The 16788-nt window shown below is 63.1% G+C and carries 9 protein-coding genes; 5 read left to right on the top strand and 4 right to left on the bottom strand.

Annotated elements, in window-relative coordinates:
- Nucleotides 1-52: 52 nt before the first annotated feature.
- A complete protein-coding gene (locus ACR9Y2_RS15515) occupies nucleotides 53-2818 on the top strand; it encodes a glycoside hydrolase family 2 protein (protein WP_435042298.1) in 2766 nt (921 codons plus the stop codon).
- Between the two features lie 10 nt (nucleotides 2819-2828).
- On the opposite strand, the gene ACR9Y2_RS15510 is transcribed toward ACR9Y2_RS15515, so the two are convergent.
- Both ACR9Y2_RS15510 and ACR9Y2_RS15505 read right to left on the bottom strand, forming a co-directional pair.
- Nucleotides 2829-3452: a GNAT family N-acetyltransferase gene (locus ACR9Y2_RS15510; protein ID WP_435042297.1), complete on the bottom strand. Its 624-nt coding sequence runs from the start codon at nucleotides 3450-3452 to the stop codon at nucleotides 2829-2831.
- A gap of 60 nt (nucleotides 3453-3512) precedes the next feature.
- The gene (locus ACR9Y2_RS15505; RefSeq protein WP_435042296.1) at nucleotides 3513-4199 is read right to left on the bottom strand and encodes an adenylate kinase family protein; all 687 of its coding nucleotides are present in this window, start codon (nucleotides 4197-4199) and stop codon (nucleotides 3513-3515) included.
- Between the two features lie 134 nt (nucleotides 4200-4333).
- On the opposite strand from ACR9Y2_RS15505, the gene ACR9Y2_RS15500 reads away from it, so the two are divergent.
- Nucleotides 4334-4663 carry a PadR family transcriptional regulator gene (locus ACR9Y2_RS15500; protein ID WP_435042294.1) on the top strand — a complete coding sequence of 110 codons (330 nt, stop codon included), beginning with the start codon at nucleotides 4334-4336 and terminating at the stop codon, nucleotides 4661-4663.
- A 12-nt stretch (nucleotides 4664-4675) separates the two neighbouring features.
- The gene (locus ACR9Y2_RS15495) at nucleotides 4676-7261 is read left to right on the top strand and encodes an ADOP family duplicated permease (protein ID WP_435042293.1); all 2586 of its coding nucleotides are present in this window, start codon (nucleotides 4676-4678) and stop codon (nucleotides 7259-7261) included.
- Nucleotides 7262-7357: 96 nt separating this feature from the next.
- Here the strand turns inward: ACR9Y2_RS15495 and ACR9Y2_RS15490 are convergent, their stop codons facing one another.
- Nucleotides 7358-7549 (bottom strand): hypothetical protein, encoded by a 192-nt coding sequence (locus ACR9Y2_RS15490; protein ID WP_435042292.1) that lies wholly within the window; start codon nucleotides 7547-7549, stop codon nucleotides 7358-7360.
- A 187-nt stretch (nucleotides 7550-7736) separates the two neighbouring features.
- On the opposite strand from ACR9Y2_RS15490, the gene ACR9Y2_RS15485 reads away from it, so the two are divergent.
- Nucleotides 7737-11285, top strand: a complete 3549-nt coding sequence (locus tag ACR9Y2_RS15485; RefSeq protein WP_435042291.1) for a glycosyl hydrolase 2 galactose-binding domain-containing protein — start codon at nucleotides 7737-7739, stop codon at nucleotides 11283-11285.
- Nucleotides 11286-11425: 140 nt separating this feature from the next.
- The gene (locus ACR9Y2_RS15480) at nucleotides 11426-11701 is read left to right on the top strand and encodes a hypothetical protein (protein WP_435042290.1); all 276 of its coding nucleotides are present in this window, start codon (nucleotides 11426-11428) and stop codon (nucleotides 11699-11701) included.
- A 693-nt stretch (nucleotides 11702-12394) separates the two neighbouring features.
- On the opposite strand, the gene ACR9Y2_RS15475 is transcribed toward ACR9Y2_RS15480, so the two are convergent.
- Complete coding sequence (locus ACR9Y2_RS15475; protein ID WP_435042289.1) at nucleotides 12395-16627, bottom strand: beta strand repeat-containing protein; 4233 nt, start codon at nucleotides 16625-16627, stop codon at nucleotides 12395-12397.
- Nucleotides 16628-16788: the final 161 nt, after the last annotated feature.

Genomic DNA, 16788 nt, shown 5'->3' with positions numbered 1-16788 from the left:
CCGGATCGTCTCATGCGTTGTGCCGGATCCCTCAAACCAGTCATAAATAGGCATGGATGGTCTTCGTTCCGGATTACTGACTGCGCTTCTAGCAGCACTGGCCCTGCTCCCGGCCCTCCCTGGGGCCGAGCCCGCCCGGCAACAGTTGGACCTCAACGGAACCTGGCAATTCCGGCTCGACCCGGCCAACTCAGGGCTCCAGCAGAAGTGGTTCTCCACACCGGATCCGTTCCCCGACAAGATCGCCGTACCCGGCGCCTGGCAGGCCCAGGGCTTCGGCCCAGCTTCTCCCCAATTGCGCCACAGCTTCGAAGGCACGGCCTGGTACCGCCGCAGCGTGGACGTCCCCGCCAATTGGACTGGCCAGCGGACCATCCTCCGGTTGGGCGGCGCACACCGCCGGGTCACCCTCTTCGTGAATGGAGTCGAACTCGGCGGCCACGACGGCTTCAGCGCGCCCTTCGAGTTCGACATCAGCAGCGCCATCCGGCCCGGCGCCGCCAATTCGATCGTGCTGAGGATCGAGAATCCGCCCGTCGCCATCGAGGCCTCACCCGACCTCCAGAAGCCCCTGATGCCGACAGGCATGCTGAACTACATCGGCAATTGGGGCGGCATTTTCGGATCGGTGGAACTTGCCTCCGAGCCCCGCATCCGCCTGTCCTCCGTACTTGTTACGTCCGACACCAGCCGCCGCCGCGTCTCTTTCCGGATCCGCGTGGACGCCCCTGGCCAGAACAGACCGCTCACCGTCAGCGTGGCCGTACCGGGCGCGCCCCCGGCCAGCCAGGACATTGCCGCAACAGCCGCTGACCCGCAGGCATTTGTGGAGATCGATGCCGCAAAACTGCGCCTGTGGTCGCCAGATAATCCGCAACTGCTCACCGCCTCGATCCAACTACTGGACCAGGGCCGCGCCATCGATCGCCTGGACCAACGCTTCGGCTACCGCGAAGTGGCCACACGCGGCGGCACAATCCTGCTAAATGGAAAACCCCTCTACCTGCGAGGCTATGGGGACGACAACGTCGAGGTGCTCACCGGTTTTCCGCCCTCCTCGAAGGCCGTCTTCGCGGAACGCCTGAAACTCTCCAAGAGCTTTGGCTTCAATGCCGTCCGGTTCCACTCCATGACGCCGCCAGCCGCCTATTTCGAGGCCGCGGACGAAGTGGGCATGCTCGTCATGGCCGAGTTGCCTGCCGCCTACACGCAGTATTTCTTCGCCCATCGCGACTTCCTCAAGCGCGAGCTCACCAGCGCGTTGCTCGCTTACCGCAACCATCCCTCCCTGCTCAGCCTGGCCTTCGGCAACGAGTTCAACCTCGACTGGCTGAAAACGGATCCAGACCGCGCCGAGTTTCTCTCCTCCGTGGCTGACTTCTACAAGACCGGCAAGGAACTAGCGCCCGCGACGCTCATCCTCTCCAATGACGGTTTCGACATGCGTCCCACCGACATGGTGAGCCTCTATCGCGGCGCTCCGGCCGACCGGCCTACCGTGCGCCACGAGTTCGGGCAATACTACTGCTCCCTGCCCGATATCAGCCTGAAAGAGCAGTTCACCGGAGTGCTGCTGCCCACCTGGCTCGACGCCAAATCGAAGTGGGTCGCGGCGAACCACCTGGAGTCCATCTACCCGGCTTACGTGCGCAACTCCCAGCGCCTGCAGCAACTGGGTCGCAAATACCAGATCGAGAAGGTGCGCGGGCATGCGGAGGTGAGCGGCTATCACTACTGGCTGATCGTCGACTATCCGGGCGGCACCGGCGAAGGCGACTCGTGGGAGGAAGGCTGGTTCGACTACTTCTGGAGGCCCAAAGGCATTACTCCGGAAGAGGGCCGTGCACTGAACACCCCTGTCCTGCTCATGCTGGATGCGGGCGTCGACAATCGCACGCTATGGGCGGGCGAGCCCAGGCAGGTGGGCGTGCGGGTTTCCAACTATGGCGCTGAAGCCGTGCACGACGGCCGCCTCACCTGGGCATTGCTGGATGGCGGCAAGCGCATCGCGGGCGCCGTCCTGTCCGGGGTGGAAGCCGAGTTGGGCAAAGTGTCCACGATCGCCACGATCCCGCTTGACGCAGGCGCCGCGCCGGTCGCGAGGAAACTGGAACTGCGCCTGACCCTCGACACCCGCCACGGCGAGTACACCAACGCCTGGCAGTTCTGGGCCTATCCCAAGCCCCGGCAGACCGCTGCCGCAGCCTTACCCGTCGTGTCCAACCTCCGCCTGGCCGCCCTCAGCCGCCAATATCCTTGGCTGCAGGCCCGCTCAGCGAAACTGACCGCCGGCAGCCTGCTGATCACAGAGGATCTGGATGCCGCCGCCTTGGCTCATCTCCACGCCGGCGGCCGTGTCTGGCTGATGCTGCGGCAGACCGTGGAGCGCCGCGGTGTCGAGTTCTTTCCTGCCTCCGGAGGCGCGGCCGGCACCATGATCCTGGAACACCCGGCTCTCTCGGGCTTTCCCCATGACGGCCTGGCCGACCTGCAGTTTTATAACCTGATCGACGGGGCCTTTCCCCTGCCCATCGACAACTGGCCCGCGGGGATTCAGCCCATCGTGGGCGGCATCCGCACCACGTCGTCCTTCCTCAGCAAGACCAAGAATCTCTCCCGCATGGCCTATGCGGTGGAGGGCAAAGTAGGGACAGGCCGGCTTCTGGTCACCACGCTTCGTTTGCGGGAGCACTTCGATGAAGCCTATCCGGAGGCCATCGCGCTGTTCGATTCATTGCTGCGCTACACCACGGGCCCGGAGTTTGATCCGCGGGAATCCATCCCCGAACCCGCACTCCGCCGGTTGACTGTCGAGTGAGCCCGCGGCGCTATTCCGAGGCGGCGAAGGTCCGGCGCACCCGCCGTCCAGCCGCCGCGCCAATCAGCGACAGCACCCGCCAGCCCTGTCCGGAACGCGGCGCCTCGGAGATGTAGATCTCTTCCAGCCCATCGACCGGATCCATGCGCACACCCACGCGCGTGAACCCCAGCTTCCGCGCCACCGCCGCGGAAGGGTGATTGGCGGCCGAAATCGAGACGACGAACTTCTTCACGCCTTGCTTCCGCGATGCCCAACGCATCAGCCCCTGCGCCGCTTCGGTCGCGAAACCCTTGTTCCGGAACCCCGGGAAGACCGTGTAGCCGAACTCCACCGCATCCGTAGCCCAGGACTCGAGATAGGCCGGATTCGGTACCGTGTGAAAGCCGCAGAACCCCACCATCACCTTCGTCTCGCGGTGCATCATGGCTCGCAGCGACCAAGGCTGATAGCGCGCATCCGCACGCAAATCCGCCAGTCGCAGGGCCACCAGGTCCCGCTCCAGCCACCACTCCGGTGGGATGCTGCCGCCCAGGATCCTGGCCGCCTCTATCCACTGGCCGGCCGCCGATGCTTCCAGGAACTCTTCCGGCATCAGGCTGAGATTCAGACGCCGGGTTCGAATCGAAGTCACCCATCTATCCTACCTGGAGGAGGGTGATGATCGCCCTCAAGCGGCGCGCCTCAACGATGGCTAGCGCGGAGCTGCCTCACGCGTCTTGAAGTCCCCGCGATCGAAGACCTTCACTAGGCCGTCTTCGATCTCCAGAAAGACTTGCCCGGGCGGCTTCGTTCCATCCACCCTGACGGTGTTGCGCGGCGTATACCAGGAATTCAGGAAGCTCTCTTCCCTGTGGTAATCCGCCAGCCGCCGGTCGATGTTCTCCGGAGTGTCGTCGACGCTCTTGCGCTTCAACATGCGCACCCGCACAATCTCGTCCGGGACTTCCAGCACGACAACTTTCGGCGCCTGCAGTGATCGTGTCGTAAGAAACGAGTCGAGGAACTTCGCCTGCGCCTCCGAACCGGGATAGCCGTCCAGAATGAAGCCTTTGCCCGTATCAGCCTGGCCCGCCCGGGCGCTGATCAACTCGATCGCCGCCTCGTCGCTCAACAGTTCACCCGAGTTCGCCAGTTGGACCTTCCCGCCGCGCGCCGAGCCCTGGCCGCGCATCGCACGCAGAGCCAGGTCCGCCACCGAAATCACTGGCACCTTGTACTTCTTGCTCAGGTTCCGCGCCTGCACGCTCTTGCCGCTGCCTGGAGGCCCCACCAGGATCACCACCTGGCCCAAACCCAAAGGGGCCGGCGCACCCTGCACCGCCGGCAGAATCACAGCGGCCATCGCCGCCAGGAGGAACCCGGTTGGCAGTCGCATCATGATCTCAGTCTAGCCGCAGCCTGGCTAATCTTCATAAAATTGTCCGCATTGCCTCCCCGCTGGCTCTACCACTCGGCCCTTGACTGAACCGGCCGGTCGCTTCATACTCAGTTGCGTAGGTAAGCAAACTAAGCATGGCCAAGGTCACTTTCCCCCAGGGTTCCCTCCCGCTTCTGGTCCTCAAGATCCTCGCCCAAACCGGCCCCCAACACGGTTACGCCATCACCCTCAAGATCGAGCACCTCTCCGACGAGGCGCTCAGCGTCGAGGAAGGCTCGCTCTATCCGGCCCTCCACCGCCTGGAAGAAGCCGGTTGGATCCAGGCGGAATGGGCCGTCACTGAAAACAAACGCCGCGCCCGCATCTACGAGATCACCGAGACCGGCCGCCGCCAGTTGCAGGAAGAAGAGCAACGCTGGCGCACCTCCACAGCGGCGGTCGACCGCATCCTCCGGCTCGCCTGAAAGAGGTCGCAAGTGTCGTGGTTTTCCAGACTTAGGAACGTTTTTCGCAAGGATGAGCTGGATCGCGACCTCAACGATGAGCTGCGCTTCCATGCCGAACAGCGTGCCGCCGATCTCGGGCTCAGCCCGGCTGAAGCGCAGCGACGCCTGGGCAGTACGGCCCGCATCCTGGAGGAAAGCCGGGACGTGAAGCTCGCCCGCTGGCTGGAGACTGTCCTGCAGGACCTCCGCCTCGCGCTCCGCATCTGGCGCAAACGGCCTCTGGTGGCCGTCACGGCCATCCTGACCATCGCGCTGGGCGCCGGCATGAACATCGCCGTCTTTCGCGTGATCTGGAACGTGATGCTGAAGCCGCTGCCCTACTCCGCACCCGCCCGGTTGGTCCAGGTTTGGATCGAGGACAAGGAGGCGCGAACGCCCCCCGATAACGTCCTGATCGAGAAGTGGCGCAACAGCAGCCTGACCTTCACCTCATTCGCTTCCTTCCGGCCCTGGAGCGTCACCATCATCGGCCAGGGCAACCCCGAGCAGGTCTTCACGGGCATGGTTTCCCAGGACTTCTTCGAGACCCTGGGCACCCCCCTGCTGGCGGGCCGCTCCTTCTCGAAGACCGACATGAGCCTGGGATCGGACAATGCCATCCTGCTCCGAGAGGGCTATTGGCGCCGCCGCTTTGCGGGCAACCCAGGCATCGTGGGCTCGGAAATCGAGGCCGACGGCAGTCTTTGCCGCGTCATCGGCATCGTCCCCGACTCATTCCTGGCGACGCCCCTCATCCAGGTTGCGCGCGGTGGCTCAACCGCTCTCCGCGGAACCAGGGCGGAGCCGGACGCCTTCATGCCGCTCTCCCGGGCGCGCGTGGGCGGAATGCGTCTCCCCACCCATACGAGCTTCCTCATCGGACGTCTCAAGCCGGGCATTCCGGCAGACCAGGCCGCCAGCGAACTGGCCACCATCGCCGGCCCGGACGAGCATCGCCGCATCTGGCTCTCGGCCCTGGAAGATGAGGTGGGCTATCAGCTGCGCCCTGCGCTGCTGGCCTTGATTGCGGCCACCGGCTGCGTCCTGCTCATCGCCTGCGCCAACCTGGCCAATCTGATGCTCGCGCAGGTCGTTCTGCGTCGCCGCGAGCTGGCCGTACGGGCTGCGCTCGGCGCCGGACTGGCTCGGGTCATGCGGCAGCTGGTCACCGAGGCCATGGCGCTCTCCCTCGCCGGCGGAGCCGCCGGACTGCTCGTCTCCCAGTTGCTCTACCAGGTAATCGTCGGCCTCTATCCGGACACGATCCCGCGCACGGCCAATACCGCGCCCGATTGGATCATCTATCTCTTCGCTTTCAGCATCACCATCCTCACCGGCCTGCTCTTCGGGGTGCTGCCCGCCTGGCGCGCGGCCAGTGAAGCCAAGGATGAGGCCCTGCGGGTGGGCCATCCCTGGATGAGCCGGGGCAGCCGCCGTTGGTCCGGAGCCATGGTGGCGCTGCAGGTGGGTCTGACCACCGTGGTCCTGATCGCCGCGGGCCTGCTCGTCAGGACGTTCCTTACGATGCGCGACATCGATATCGGCATCGACCGCGACCATATCTTTACCGCCAGCATTGACCTGCCTACGAGCCGCTATAAAACCAGGGACGATCGAGCCCGTTTCGGCCGCGCCTGGCTGGACCGCCTGGCCACGATTCCGGGTGTCTCGTCCGCCGGAATCTCCAATTCCCTACCCTTGCGCTACACCATGCTGCTGGACCTTCGCATTTTCATCCCGGGCTCCGAGAAAGAGCAACTGGTGGGCGGACGTGCGGTGGGCGGCGATTATTTCAAAGCGCTCGGCATGCGCTGGGCGGCTGGCGGGCCCTTCGATCCGAAGATCAAATCGCAGGTGGCCGTGAACGAGGCCTTCGTCCGCAAATTCCTCCGGGGCAAACAGCCTGTCGGCTTTCAACTGCCCCAAGGCAAATCATCAATGTGGATCACGGGAGTCATCAAAGATGTCCGGCACCGCGGCCTGCGCGAAGCGCCCCAACCGGAGCTCTACTTGTCCTACGACAGCTTCCCGCTGAACCCGGTGGACACGGTCGTGCGCTCCAGCCAGCCCCCGGCCCAGATCATCGCCGCCATGCGCAGCGAGCTAAAGACACTGGACGATCAGGTTGTGCTTGCCAGACCCCTAGCGATGGAGGAGGTGGTAGATAGCGAACTAGCCCGGCCGCGCTTCCAGGTGGTCCTGTTGGGCCTCTTTGCTGCCGTAGCGTTGGCCTTGGCGGCCATCGGCACCTATGGCGTGATCGCCTACAACGTGCGCAGCCGTACGCCGGAACTGGGCCTGCGTCGCGCGTTAGGCGCCAGCACGGCCGACCTTCTGCAGTTGGTCCTGGCCAGCGGAATCAAAGCGCCGATGATGGGCCTGGCGACCGGACTGGCGTTCGGCTGGCTCGTCATTGGACGCTTTCTGGAGGCCATGCTTTACGGCGTGACCGCTCGCGATCCCAAAGTGTTGCTTTTTACAGCAGGCACCCTCGCGGTCACCAGCCTCATCGCATGTCTTCTGCCAGGGCGCACCGCGGCCCGCATCGATCCCGGTATCGCTTTGCGCCAGGAATAGGAACCCCGTTGGGCACTATGCGGGCGCACGCCGACCTTCCGGGCCGCGTATCAGGCTATTCCATTGTCAGGGTTCAACTGCTACAAAACAGGCCGCTTAGTTGTGCTTCCGGCGGCGCACTAGAACGTGCTCCGGCTCAGTCTGGACTTGCTCTTCGAGTTCAGCGAGCTCACGCTCGATGATCGCGCGCTCCAGCGCTTCATAATCTTCTTCGGCCGAGCCTTCACGGCCCTGCTCAATCTTTTCCAGAATCTCGCGTTCCAGCTCTAAACGGTCTTTGAGGCTCATGTCGCCCTCCTGATGATGCCCAAGAGCACCTTCACTTAATAAGACGCTTTTGCATGCAATTTGTTTCGAAAAAGTGAAGGTAGGGCTCACTTTCCTGTCCTTCCGCGCCAAGATTCAGATCAGGCCAACGGCCCGGGAACCTGTCCCACAAGGGCTGGAAGCAGATAATCAGGTATAAAGGTAATTGATGAGACCCACGATTTTGGCCATTTTCGCGCTGGGGCTGGCACTCCAGGCGCAGGACTTCTCCCGCGGCGTTGGAATCTATCCAGGCGATCCGAAACAGGATTTCGGACCCGTGCTTCGGCCCGATTCCGGTCCCGCGCGCAATCTGGCCCTGCGGCGACCGGCTTACCACTCCAGCAGCTACGACTACAACCTGACCGCCCAGCTCGTCACCGACGGCATCAAAGACACCCGAGTGCCCCGCTGGGTCTCCGTCTCCACCAGCCAGCAAGGCACGCTCAGGAAGAATGAGCGGGAATGGCTGCTCGACGGCAACTGGGTCAGTGGTGTCACCCTCCGTGGAAAACAGCCCTGGGTCCAGTTTGAGATCGGCGGCGACGCGCCTCCAGAGATCGACCGCATCGAGATCGACGCCCGGCTCGTGGCCCACGGCGAACCCGAGAACTGGAACTGCCGCGTCACCGGGTCCGACGACGGCCAAACCTGGAAAGACCTCGGCCAGGCCAGCCAGATGGCCCGTCCCACCGGCGAGATCCTGCGCTCCGTCCACTTCCCTCATCCGGCCCGCGCCCGCTTCTACCGGCTCCAGTTCCAGAACGCCCGTGCCGGCAGCTGGCAGGCCAACGAAGTGACCTTCTACCGCAACAACGTCCAGGTCCACCTGGGCGGCCCGTGGAACTTCACCAGCGCCTGGAAATCAGCCGGAGCCGGTACGGAGTGGGTCTCCGTCGACCTCGGCGTCGAATCGAAGCTGCAGCGTGTCGTCCTGACGTGGATCCGCCGCGCCGCCGAAGGCGCCCTCCAGCTCTCTTCCGACGGGTCAACCTGGAAGACCGTGCAGCCACTGCCCGCCGGCGCGGGCCCGTCCGACTCCATCGAGCTGCCACAACCCACCCACGCACGCTACGTTCGTCTACAACTCACCAAAGCCGCCTCCCCCGAAGGTTACCTGCTGAGCGAGTTCGAAGTCTTCGGCACCGGCGGCCTGGCCCCTCAGCCCAAGCCAGCACCCGCCCTTCGCGCCGATGGCCGGCTCGACCTCGCCGGCGGCAACTGGCGCGTCCAGCGCGATTCCCTGGTCTCATCCAGTGGACCGCAACTCTCCCAGCCCGGCTACCGCGATACCGATTGGCTGCCGGCCACCGTACCCGGCACCGTGCTCTCCAGCTACTACAACGCCGGAGCCCTGCCCGATCCCAACTACGGCGACAACCAGCTCATGATCTCGGATTCGTTCTTCCATGCCGACTTCTGGTACCGGGACGAATTCGTCGCTCCTCCCGCCAAATCGCCCGGCGAGCACGTCTGGCTTAATCTCGACGGCATCAACTGGAAGGCGGAGATCTATCTCAATGGCGCCCGCCTGGGCCGCGTCGATGGCGGTTTCCTGCGCGGCCGGTTCGATGTCACCAAACTGCTCAAACCCGGCGCCCGCAATGCCCTCGCCATCCGCATCGAGAAACTCGCTCACCCCGGCAGCATCAAGGAAAAGACCTACGAAAGCCCCGATAAGAACGGCGGCGTCCCCGGAGCCGACAATCCCACTTATCACGCCGCCATCGGTTGGGATTGGATCCCCACCATCCGCGGCCGCGACACCGGCATCTGGAACGACGTCTACCTCACCTCGACAGGAGCCGTCACCCTCGACGACCCGCGCGTCATCACCGCCCTGCCGCTGCCGGATACCTCCCAGGCCGATGTGACCCTCGAGGTGACTCTTCACAACCACTCCGCCAACGCGGTCAGCGGCACCCTCACCGGCCGCTTCGGCGACGCCACGGCCTCGGCCAAAGTCACATTGCCGGGCGGCGGCGAACAAACAGTCAAGCTGGATCCCTCCACAAACCCTGTCTTACATCTTCGGAATCCGAAGCTCTGGTGGCCCGCTGGTTACGGCCAGCCCGATCTGTATGACGTCGACCTGCGCTTCGAAACTTCCCCGGGCCAGGTTTCCGACCACAAGACCCTCCAGGCCGGGGTCCGCCAGTTCACCTACAGCGAAGAAGGCGGAGCCCTGCGCATGTGGATCAACGGCCGCCGGTTCGTCCCGCGCGGCGGCAATTGGGGCTTCGGAGAATCCATGCTGCGCTACCGCGGCCGCGAGTACGATGCCGCCATCCGCTACCACCGCGACATGAACTTCACCATGATCCGGAACTGGGTGGGCCAGGTCGGCGACGACGAATTCTATGAAGCCTGCGACCGGCACGGCATCGTCGTCTGGCAGGATTTCTGGCTCGCCAACCCTTGGGATGGCCCCGACCCCGACAACAACGAAATGTTCCTCGGTAACGCGAAAGACACCATCCGCCGCATCCGCAACCACCCCTCCGTTGGCTTGTACTGCGGCAGAAATGAAGGGTTTCCGCCGAAACCGATCGACGACGGCATCCGTGAGGCCCTGGCCGCCCTGCACCCCGGCATTCACTACATCTCCAGCTCCGCGGATGATGTTGTCAGCGGTCACGGCCCCTACCAGGCAATGCCCCTCAAGACCTATTTCACTGAACGCGCCACCCCCAAATTCCATAGCGAGATGGGCATGCCCAACATCGTCAGCATGGACAGCCTGAAGCAGATGATGCCCGAATCCGGCATGTGGCCCCAGGGCCGCATGTGGGGTCTCCACGATTTCTGCCTCACTGGAGCCCAGGGCGGCGCCTCATTCCTCGATCGCATCGACAAGAGCTATGGCGGCGCTAAGAATATTTCCGATTGGCTGGAACTCGCCCAATTCGTGAACTTTGAAGGTCATCGCGCGATGTTTGAATCGCAGAGTAAATACCGCATGGGTCTCTTGATTTGGATGAGCCACCCCACTTGGCCTTCATTTGTCTGGCAGACGTACGACTATTACCTCGAACCCGGATCGGGCTATTTTGGCAGCAAGAAAGCCTCAGAACCTCTTCACATCCAGTGGAATCCATCCACCGATGCGGTCGAGGTGGTCAACTACAGCGCAGGCAACCAGTCCGGACTGTCAGCCCGACTACAGATACTGAATCTCGACGGATCAGTGAAGCAGGACGTCTCCTATACCGTGGACTCCAGGGAAGACAGCACGGTCATCGCCGGCACAATCGAGTATCCCGCGGGACTCTCTTCCGTACACTTTCTACGGCTGCAGCTAGCCAGGAATGGCCAGTTGATCTCCGATAATTTCTATTGGCGCGGTGTCCAGGAAGGCAATTTCCGGGCTCTCCGGGACCTCGCCAAGACGCGTGTATCGGCCAGGACACTCGTTCAGCGCCAGGGCGATTCCTGGCGCCTGACCACCGAGCTTCGCAACATCTCCGCAACACCGGCCCTGATGGTGCGAGTCAAGGCCGTGCGCTCCGTCAGCGGCGATCGCATCCTGCCCGCCCTGTATAACGACAATTACATCGCGCTCATGCCGGGCGAAACACGCAGCATTGTCACCGAGCTACGGGAAGCAGACACCCGCGGTGAGTCGCCGGCCATCTCCGTCGCAGGTTATAACCTGGAGGAAGTTGCCCAGGCCGCGGCGGTCGCAAATCAATCCCGTCCTTCGGACAGGCAGCAATAATTCCCTGATTGCGCTCCTGAGTAGGACCCTCCGGGGTATTACTCACTTAACATTAATGTCTGGTCTGAGGCGGTGGATAATGGCCCTTCCGGAGCCACCGCCTTGACCCGTTGTTTGCATCTATGATATGTAGTAATGCAATGGCGGATCCAAAACCTACCAAAATTGAGAAGGCCCTAGACTTCAAGGCCAAGTATCAGACTCTGATGAACGAAGCCCGGGACGAAGCCATCGCTTCGATCCAGGCGCAAATTGGGACCCTGAAAGAGCTCGGCTTCACCTTCGAACTCGTGGAGTCCGGCAGCCGGTTCAGCGCCAAGGCCCCCAAGGCCGGCGAGAAGAAACAACGCACTTGCAAGATCTGTGGCAAGACCGGCCATAATGCAAGAACCTGCCCTCAAAGACCGAATGCATAATTCAGCATCGTGATTGTAAAATGCCCGCCACCCGCGTCACAGCGAGTGGCGGGCTTTTTCGTGTGCCCCGGTAAGCTCCCAGCCATCACCGGCAGCGCGGTCCCTCGCCAGGTCTTCCGCCCCGACCCTGCCGACAATCTACACTAATTTTGGTGAATTTCCGCTCACAATTTCACTCATTTGGGCTCATTTTCTATCGAACGATAGCCAATCCTCCGCCCGGACGCCCCGGCTTCGCACCGCCCCCACGGCCCTCCCCGACGCTGGCTCAGCCGGCGTATTCGAACACTCGGCCCCATTCTGGAAGCCCCTAGTACCCCTGTCTTCTTTGGGCTTCGCACGCCATCCGGCCGTCGCCCGAACCCTGCGCCAGCCGCAATTCGAACCACGTCATCCGGCCCCGGTAAGGATTCCTCCCCGGCCGGAATTCCCACTATTGAATTCCCGCCTATTAACTAGTGCACATTCAATAATATTAAAAATGCGGTGTCCTCAATCTTAAGAAACAGCATCTGGCCGGCAGCATGGTGCGGGCTGGGCTATTCGACACAGCGTCAATTGAACAATGCAAAACCCAATCTTATCGGGAGTGTTCCTCTCTCCCCTCGATCCCGCTGCCCAGACAGCAAACGGCCCGGCCGCCCCGAATGAGGACGGCCGGGCCGTTGAGGTAACGGACTCTTTCGATCGCCGCTAACGGCCGGTAACCGGCAGCGACGTGAAGCTCAACGTCGGGCTGAACCGCAACCCCAGGGCCACGGTGCCGGAGTTCTGGTTGTTCACGAACTCAACCGTGCCCCGCCGTCCGTTGAGGATCGGGAAGCGCTCGGCCATCGAGAACGAAGTATGCCCGCCGGCGCCGATCGCGATGGCGTCGCGGCCCAGTTCGTTCCCGTTGTCATCCCGCATGATCGCGGTGAGAGTCCCGCTACTGTCGAGATTCACCAGCGCCACACCGGTGGAGAAGCCCGCCGTGTGGTCATAGGAGACCAGGACATTCGTCGGGAACTTGGTTTCCAGGGGCGAGGTGCCCTCGGAATCGCTACCAGACCCGCTACGCTGCCGGAATATCGCGTAGCCCGAGATCGTTGACGTGCTGCGCACATCCGCCCAGCCCACTGAGGTTGTGGAGATCAGGGCTTCCGTATCAATCTGCAGCAGTCCGTTGGAGGGAATGGTGCGATCCACCACAGCCGCCGAAACGGTAACCGAGGAGCCGGCCTGCGATACCGTCAGTGGCAACACCAGCGGTGTGCCGTCTTCCGCCATGAGGTTCACCCGCACCTGCGCCGGAGAAGAAGTCGGATTCAGCAGGATAATGCTGGTCTTCCAACCACCGCCCGACGCCAGTTGGGCGATGACGCCGGCACGCGGCTGCGTTGTCGCCGAACTGATCGTGATCGTGAAGGGCGAGGAAGCCGAAAGCCCCGTGCCATCGACCAGCTTCACTACAAACTGATACTGACCCTGCAGCGTGGGTACGCCGGTCAGCGCGCCCGTGTTGGAAAGGGACAGACCGTTCGGCAGTGCGCCGGAGGTGACGCTCCAGCTATATGGACCCGTCCCGCCATTTGCTCCAAACGTCAGGAAGTAACTGGAGCCTACGCTGCCATCCGGCAGGGGCGAGGTCGTCGTGATCGAGACGCCGCCCGTGATGCTCAGCGTGAACGACTGTGTCGTACTGGCGCCTGTTGCATCGGCCACACGGACCACGAACTGGTAGGTGCCGCCGGAGGTCGGCGTCCCGCTGATGATCCCCTGCGTGGAGAAGAGCATCCCCGTGGGCAGGGTCCCGGAACTGATCGACCAGGTATAAGGCGGAGTGCCGCCTGTCGCTGAGAAGGTCTGCGAGTAGAAGAAGTTTGCCGTTCCACCCGGCAGCGGGGAGGTGTTGGTAATATGCAGCACCGAACCCACCGAGAGCGTGTACAACTGATTCACCGCCGCGCCCTGGCTATCGCTGGCTCGCACAGTGAACGAGAAGGATCCGCTCGACGTGGGGGTGCCGCTCAATACGCCGCTCGTTGAGACGGTGAGGCCGGGCGGCAGCGCGCCCGAGAACAGCGAGAAGATGTACGGCGCCACACCGCCTGATGCCGTCAGGGTCTGCGAGTACACCACCCCGACTGACCCGCCAGGCACTGTCGAGGGCGAAATCACAATGCCGGTGGCGACCGAACCAACCACCAGGGTGAAGGTGCCCGTCACCGAGGCGCCGGCAGCATCCTGGACCCGGACGGTGAAGGACGAAGTCCCCGCACCCAGTGGCGTCCCGGAGATCAGCCCGTTCGTGTTCAGGCTCAGCCCGCTCGGCAATGTCCCGCCCTGCAGCGAGAAGATGTACGGCGCCGTTCCACCGGTCGCGGAAAGCGACTGGGAATAGGCGCTCCCAACCGCACCGGTGGGCAGCGTCGTCGGCGTTGTGATGGTCAGCCCCGACCCTACCGTCAACGAGAACAGTCCCTGTACGGAAGCGCCCGTGTTGTCGGTCAGCAGGATGTTGAACGAATAGGTGCCGGCTGTCGTGGCGGTGCCGCTCAGCGTGCCATTCGTGCTCAGTTGCAGTCCCGGGGGAATCGAGCCGCCGGAGAACGTCCAGATGTACGGCGGCGTGCCGCCGGATCCAGCCATTGTGGCCGTGTACGCCTGGTTCAACGGCGCAACCGGCAGCGGTGAACTGGTCGTAATCGCCAAAGTACTGCCGGCCAGCGCTACGGTCAGCGTCATGGTCTTGGTGGCGACCACGCTCAGCCCGTCAGTGACGCGCAGCAGGAACAGGTAGGAACCCACGGCGGTCGGCGTGCCGGAGAGCAGGCCGCTCGGCGCCAGCCCCAATCCGGGAGGAATCGTGCCTTCTGTCTGAATCCACGTATACGGCAGCGTGCCGCCGCTGGCCACCATCGTCTGCGAATACGGCACATTCAGAGTCGCATTGGGCAGCCCCGCGGGCGTGTCAATATTGAAACCGGCCGCGCCCACCGTGAGGGAGAAATCCTTCGTCGTGGTCAGCCCGGTCACGTCGGTCACCAGCACCGTGAAGGCGTACGTACCGGCGGTCGTGGGCGTACCCGACAACACGCCGCCCGTGGCCAGGGTGAGGCCCTGCGGCATGGATCCGCCGGAAACACTGAAGGTGTACGGCGCGTTGCCGCCCGACACGGCCAGGGTCTGCGAATAGGCCACCCCCGTCGGCGCATTCGGCAAAGGTGACGACGTTGTGAACGCCAGGGAACTCCCCACCGTCACATTGAATGACTGCAGGGTGAAGGCCCCTGAGGAATCAGTCACCCGGGCCACGAAATTATAGGTTCCATTCGCGGTAGGCGTGCCGTTCACAACCCCCACCGGCAGCAGGGTGAGCCCCGTCGGCAGGGTGCCGCCCGCCTGGCTCCAGGTATACGGACCCGAACCGCCGCTCACCGCCAGCGCCTGGCTATATGCGGTGCCAATCGATCCCGACGGAAGCGGATTGGCCGTCGTGATCTGCAGCGTCGGGATGATGGTAATTACCAGCGGCACCGTCGCCGAATTGGCACTTGCATCGGCCACACGGGCAAAGAAAGTGCTCGTCCCGGCGATCGTCGGCACTCCGGAGACCACGCCCAGCGGTGAAAGACTCAGCCCGGCGGGCAGTACGCCGCTCGCATTGTTCCATGTGTATGGTGGCGTTCCACCAACGCTGGTCAGCGAATATTGATACGCGGCGCCGATACTCCCTGATGGCAGGGGGGATACCGTGGTGACTGCCAGGCCGACACCAATCGTCAGCGTGAATGACTGCGTGGCCAGGTTCAATCCATTGTCCTGGACCTTGGCCGTGAAACTCACCGTACCGGGCACCGTCGGCGTACCGCTGATCAGCCCAGAGGTCGACAAGGTGAGGCCGGAGGGCAATTGCCCCGAGGTGATCGACCACACATAGGGAGCAGCCCCTCCAATGACGTTCAGGGCTCCGCTGTAGAACGAATTCACCGAACCGATCGGTAATGGGGAACTGGTGGTGATCGTCAGGACTGATGAGATACCCACCGTGAATGTCTGCGTCACAAAGGCCGAAGTGGTATCCGTTACACGCGCCGTGAAGGAAAAGGTGCCGCCGGAAAAGGGTGTGCCGGTCAAGGCACCGCTGGGCGAGAGCTGCACGCCAGGTGGCAATGCCCCCGAATCCAGTGTCCAGTTGTAGCTCGGACTACCGCCCGTAGCCGTCAGGTTGGTGTTGTAGGGCAGTCCCAGCGTGCCGCTGGGCAGCGGACTCAAGGAGGTGATCGCCAAGCCCTGGGCGATGATCACCGAATAGCTGCGCGTCGTCGAGACCTGCGCCGAATCCGTCACCCGGATCGTCACCTGGGAGGTACCCGCTGCCCCCGGCGTTCCACCCAGCACTCCGCTCGTATTCAGGGTCAAACCGAGGGGCAGAGCGCCGCCCGCCACCGAATAGCTCAAATTGCCCGTTCCCCCTTGTCCCGTGATGACAGTGGAGTATGGAATCCCCACGGAACCGCGCGGCAGCGCCGTGGTCGTCAACACCGGACTGCCGGTCGATTGCACCGTCAACGATCCAGTATTCGAACCGCCGGTCACGCTCAGCGTCTTATATCCGCCGGGCGCGGCAAACGAGCCGGCCGGGTAGTAGAACGTGAATGCCGTGGGCTGGCCGCCGGCATTGCGCACATCCACCACCAATAGGTCATAGTTCAACTGCGCATTAGGGAAGAACCCGATATCATCGCAGGCCGGCGAACAGCTAGCCTGCGAAGCGGCCACTACCGTGGCGGATGTAATCAGGGCCGGGGCGGTGTACTGAAAACTGAGAGTGCGTCCATCTGACGCAACGCCGGTGAAACTGTATACAGCGGTGGCTGCAAACGTCGGCGAAATCGCTCCGATCATCAGTAACAAAGCAAGGAGGATCTTTGATGTGGGCATACGTTTGATATTTTCCGAGGCAATTGAACGGCCAGCATCTACAAGGTCCGAAACACCCGGAATCAGGCGGCGGGGCAGGCCCTGCGTGCGGCAATTTCCGCCTCAGTATAAGCTCCACCTATAGGCCATGTCCAAACAATTCTCTTGATATTGTTTCGGAG

Origin of the sequence: Paludibaculum fermentans, assembly GCF_051172195.1 — a bacterium.
GTDB classification, from domain to species: domain Bacteria; phylum Acidobacteriota; class Terriglobia; order Bryobacterales; family Bryobacteraceae; genus Paludibaculum; species Paludibaculum fermentans_A.
Note: the sequence above shows the minus strand (reverse complement) of the source record. Positions and strands in the feature narration are given on the sequence as shown.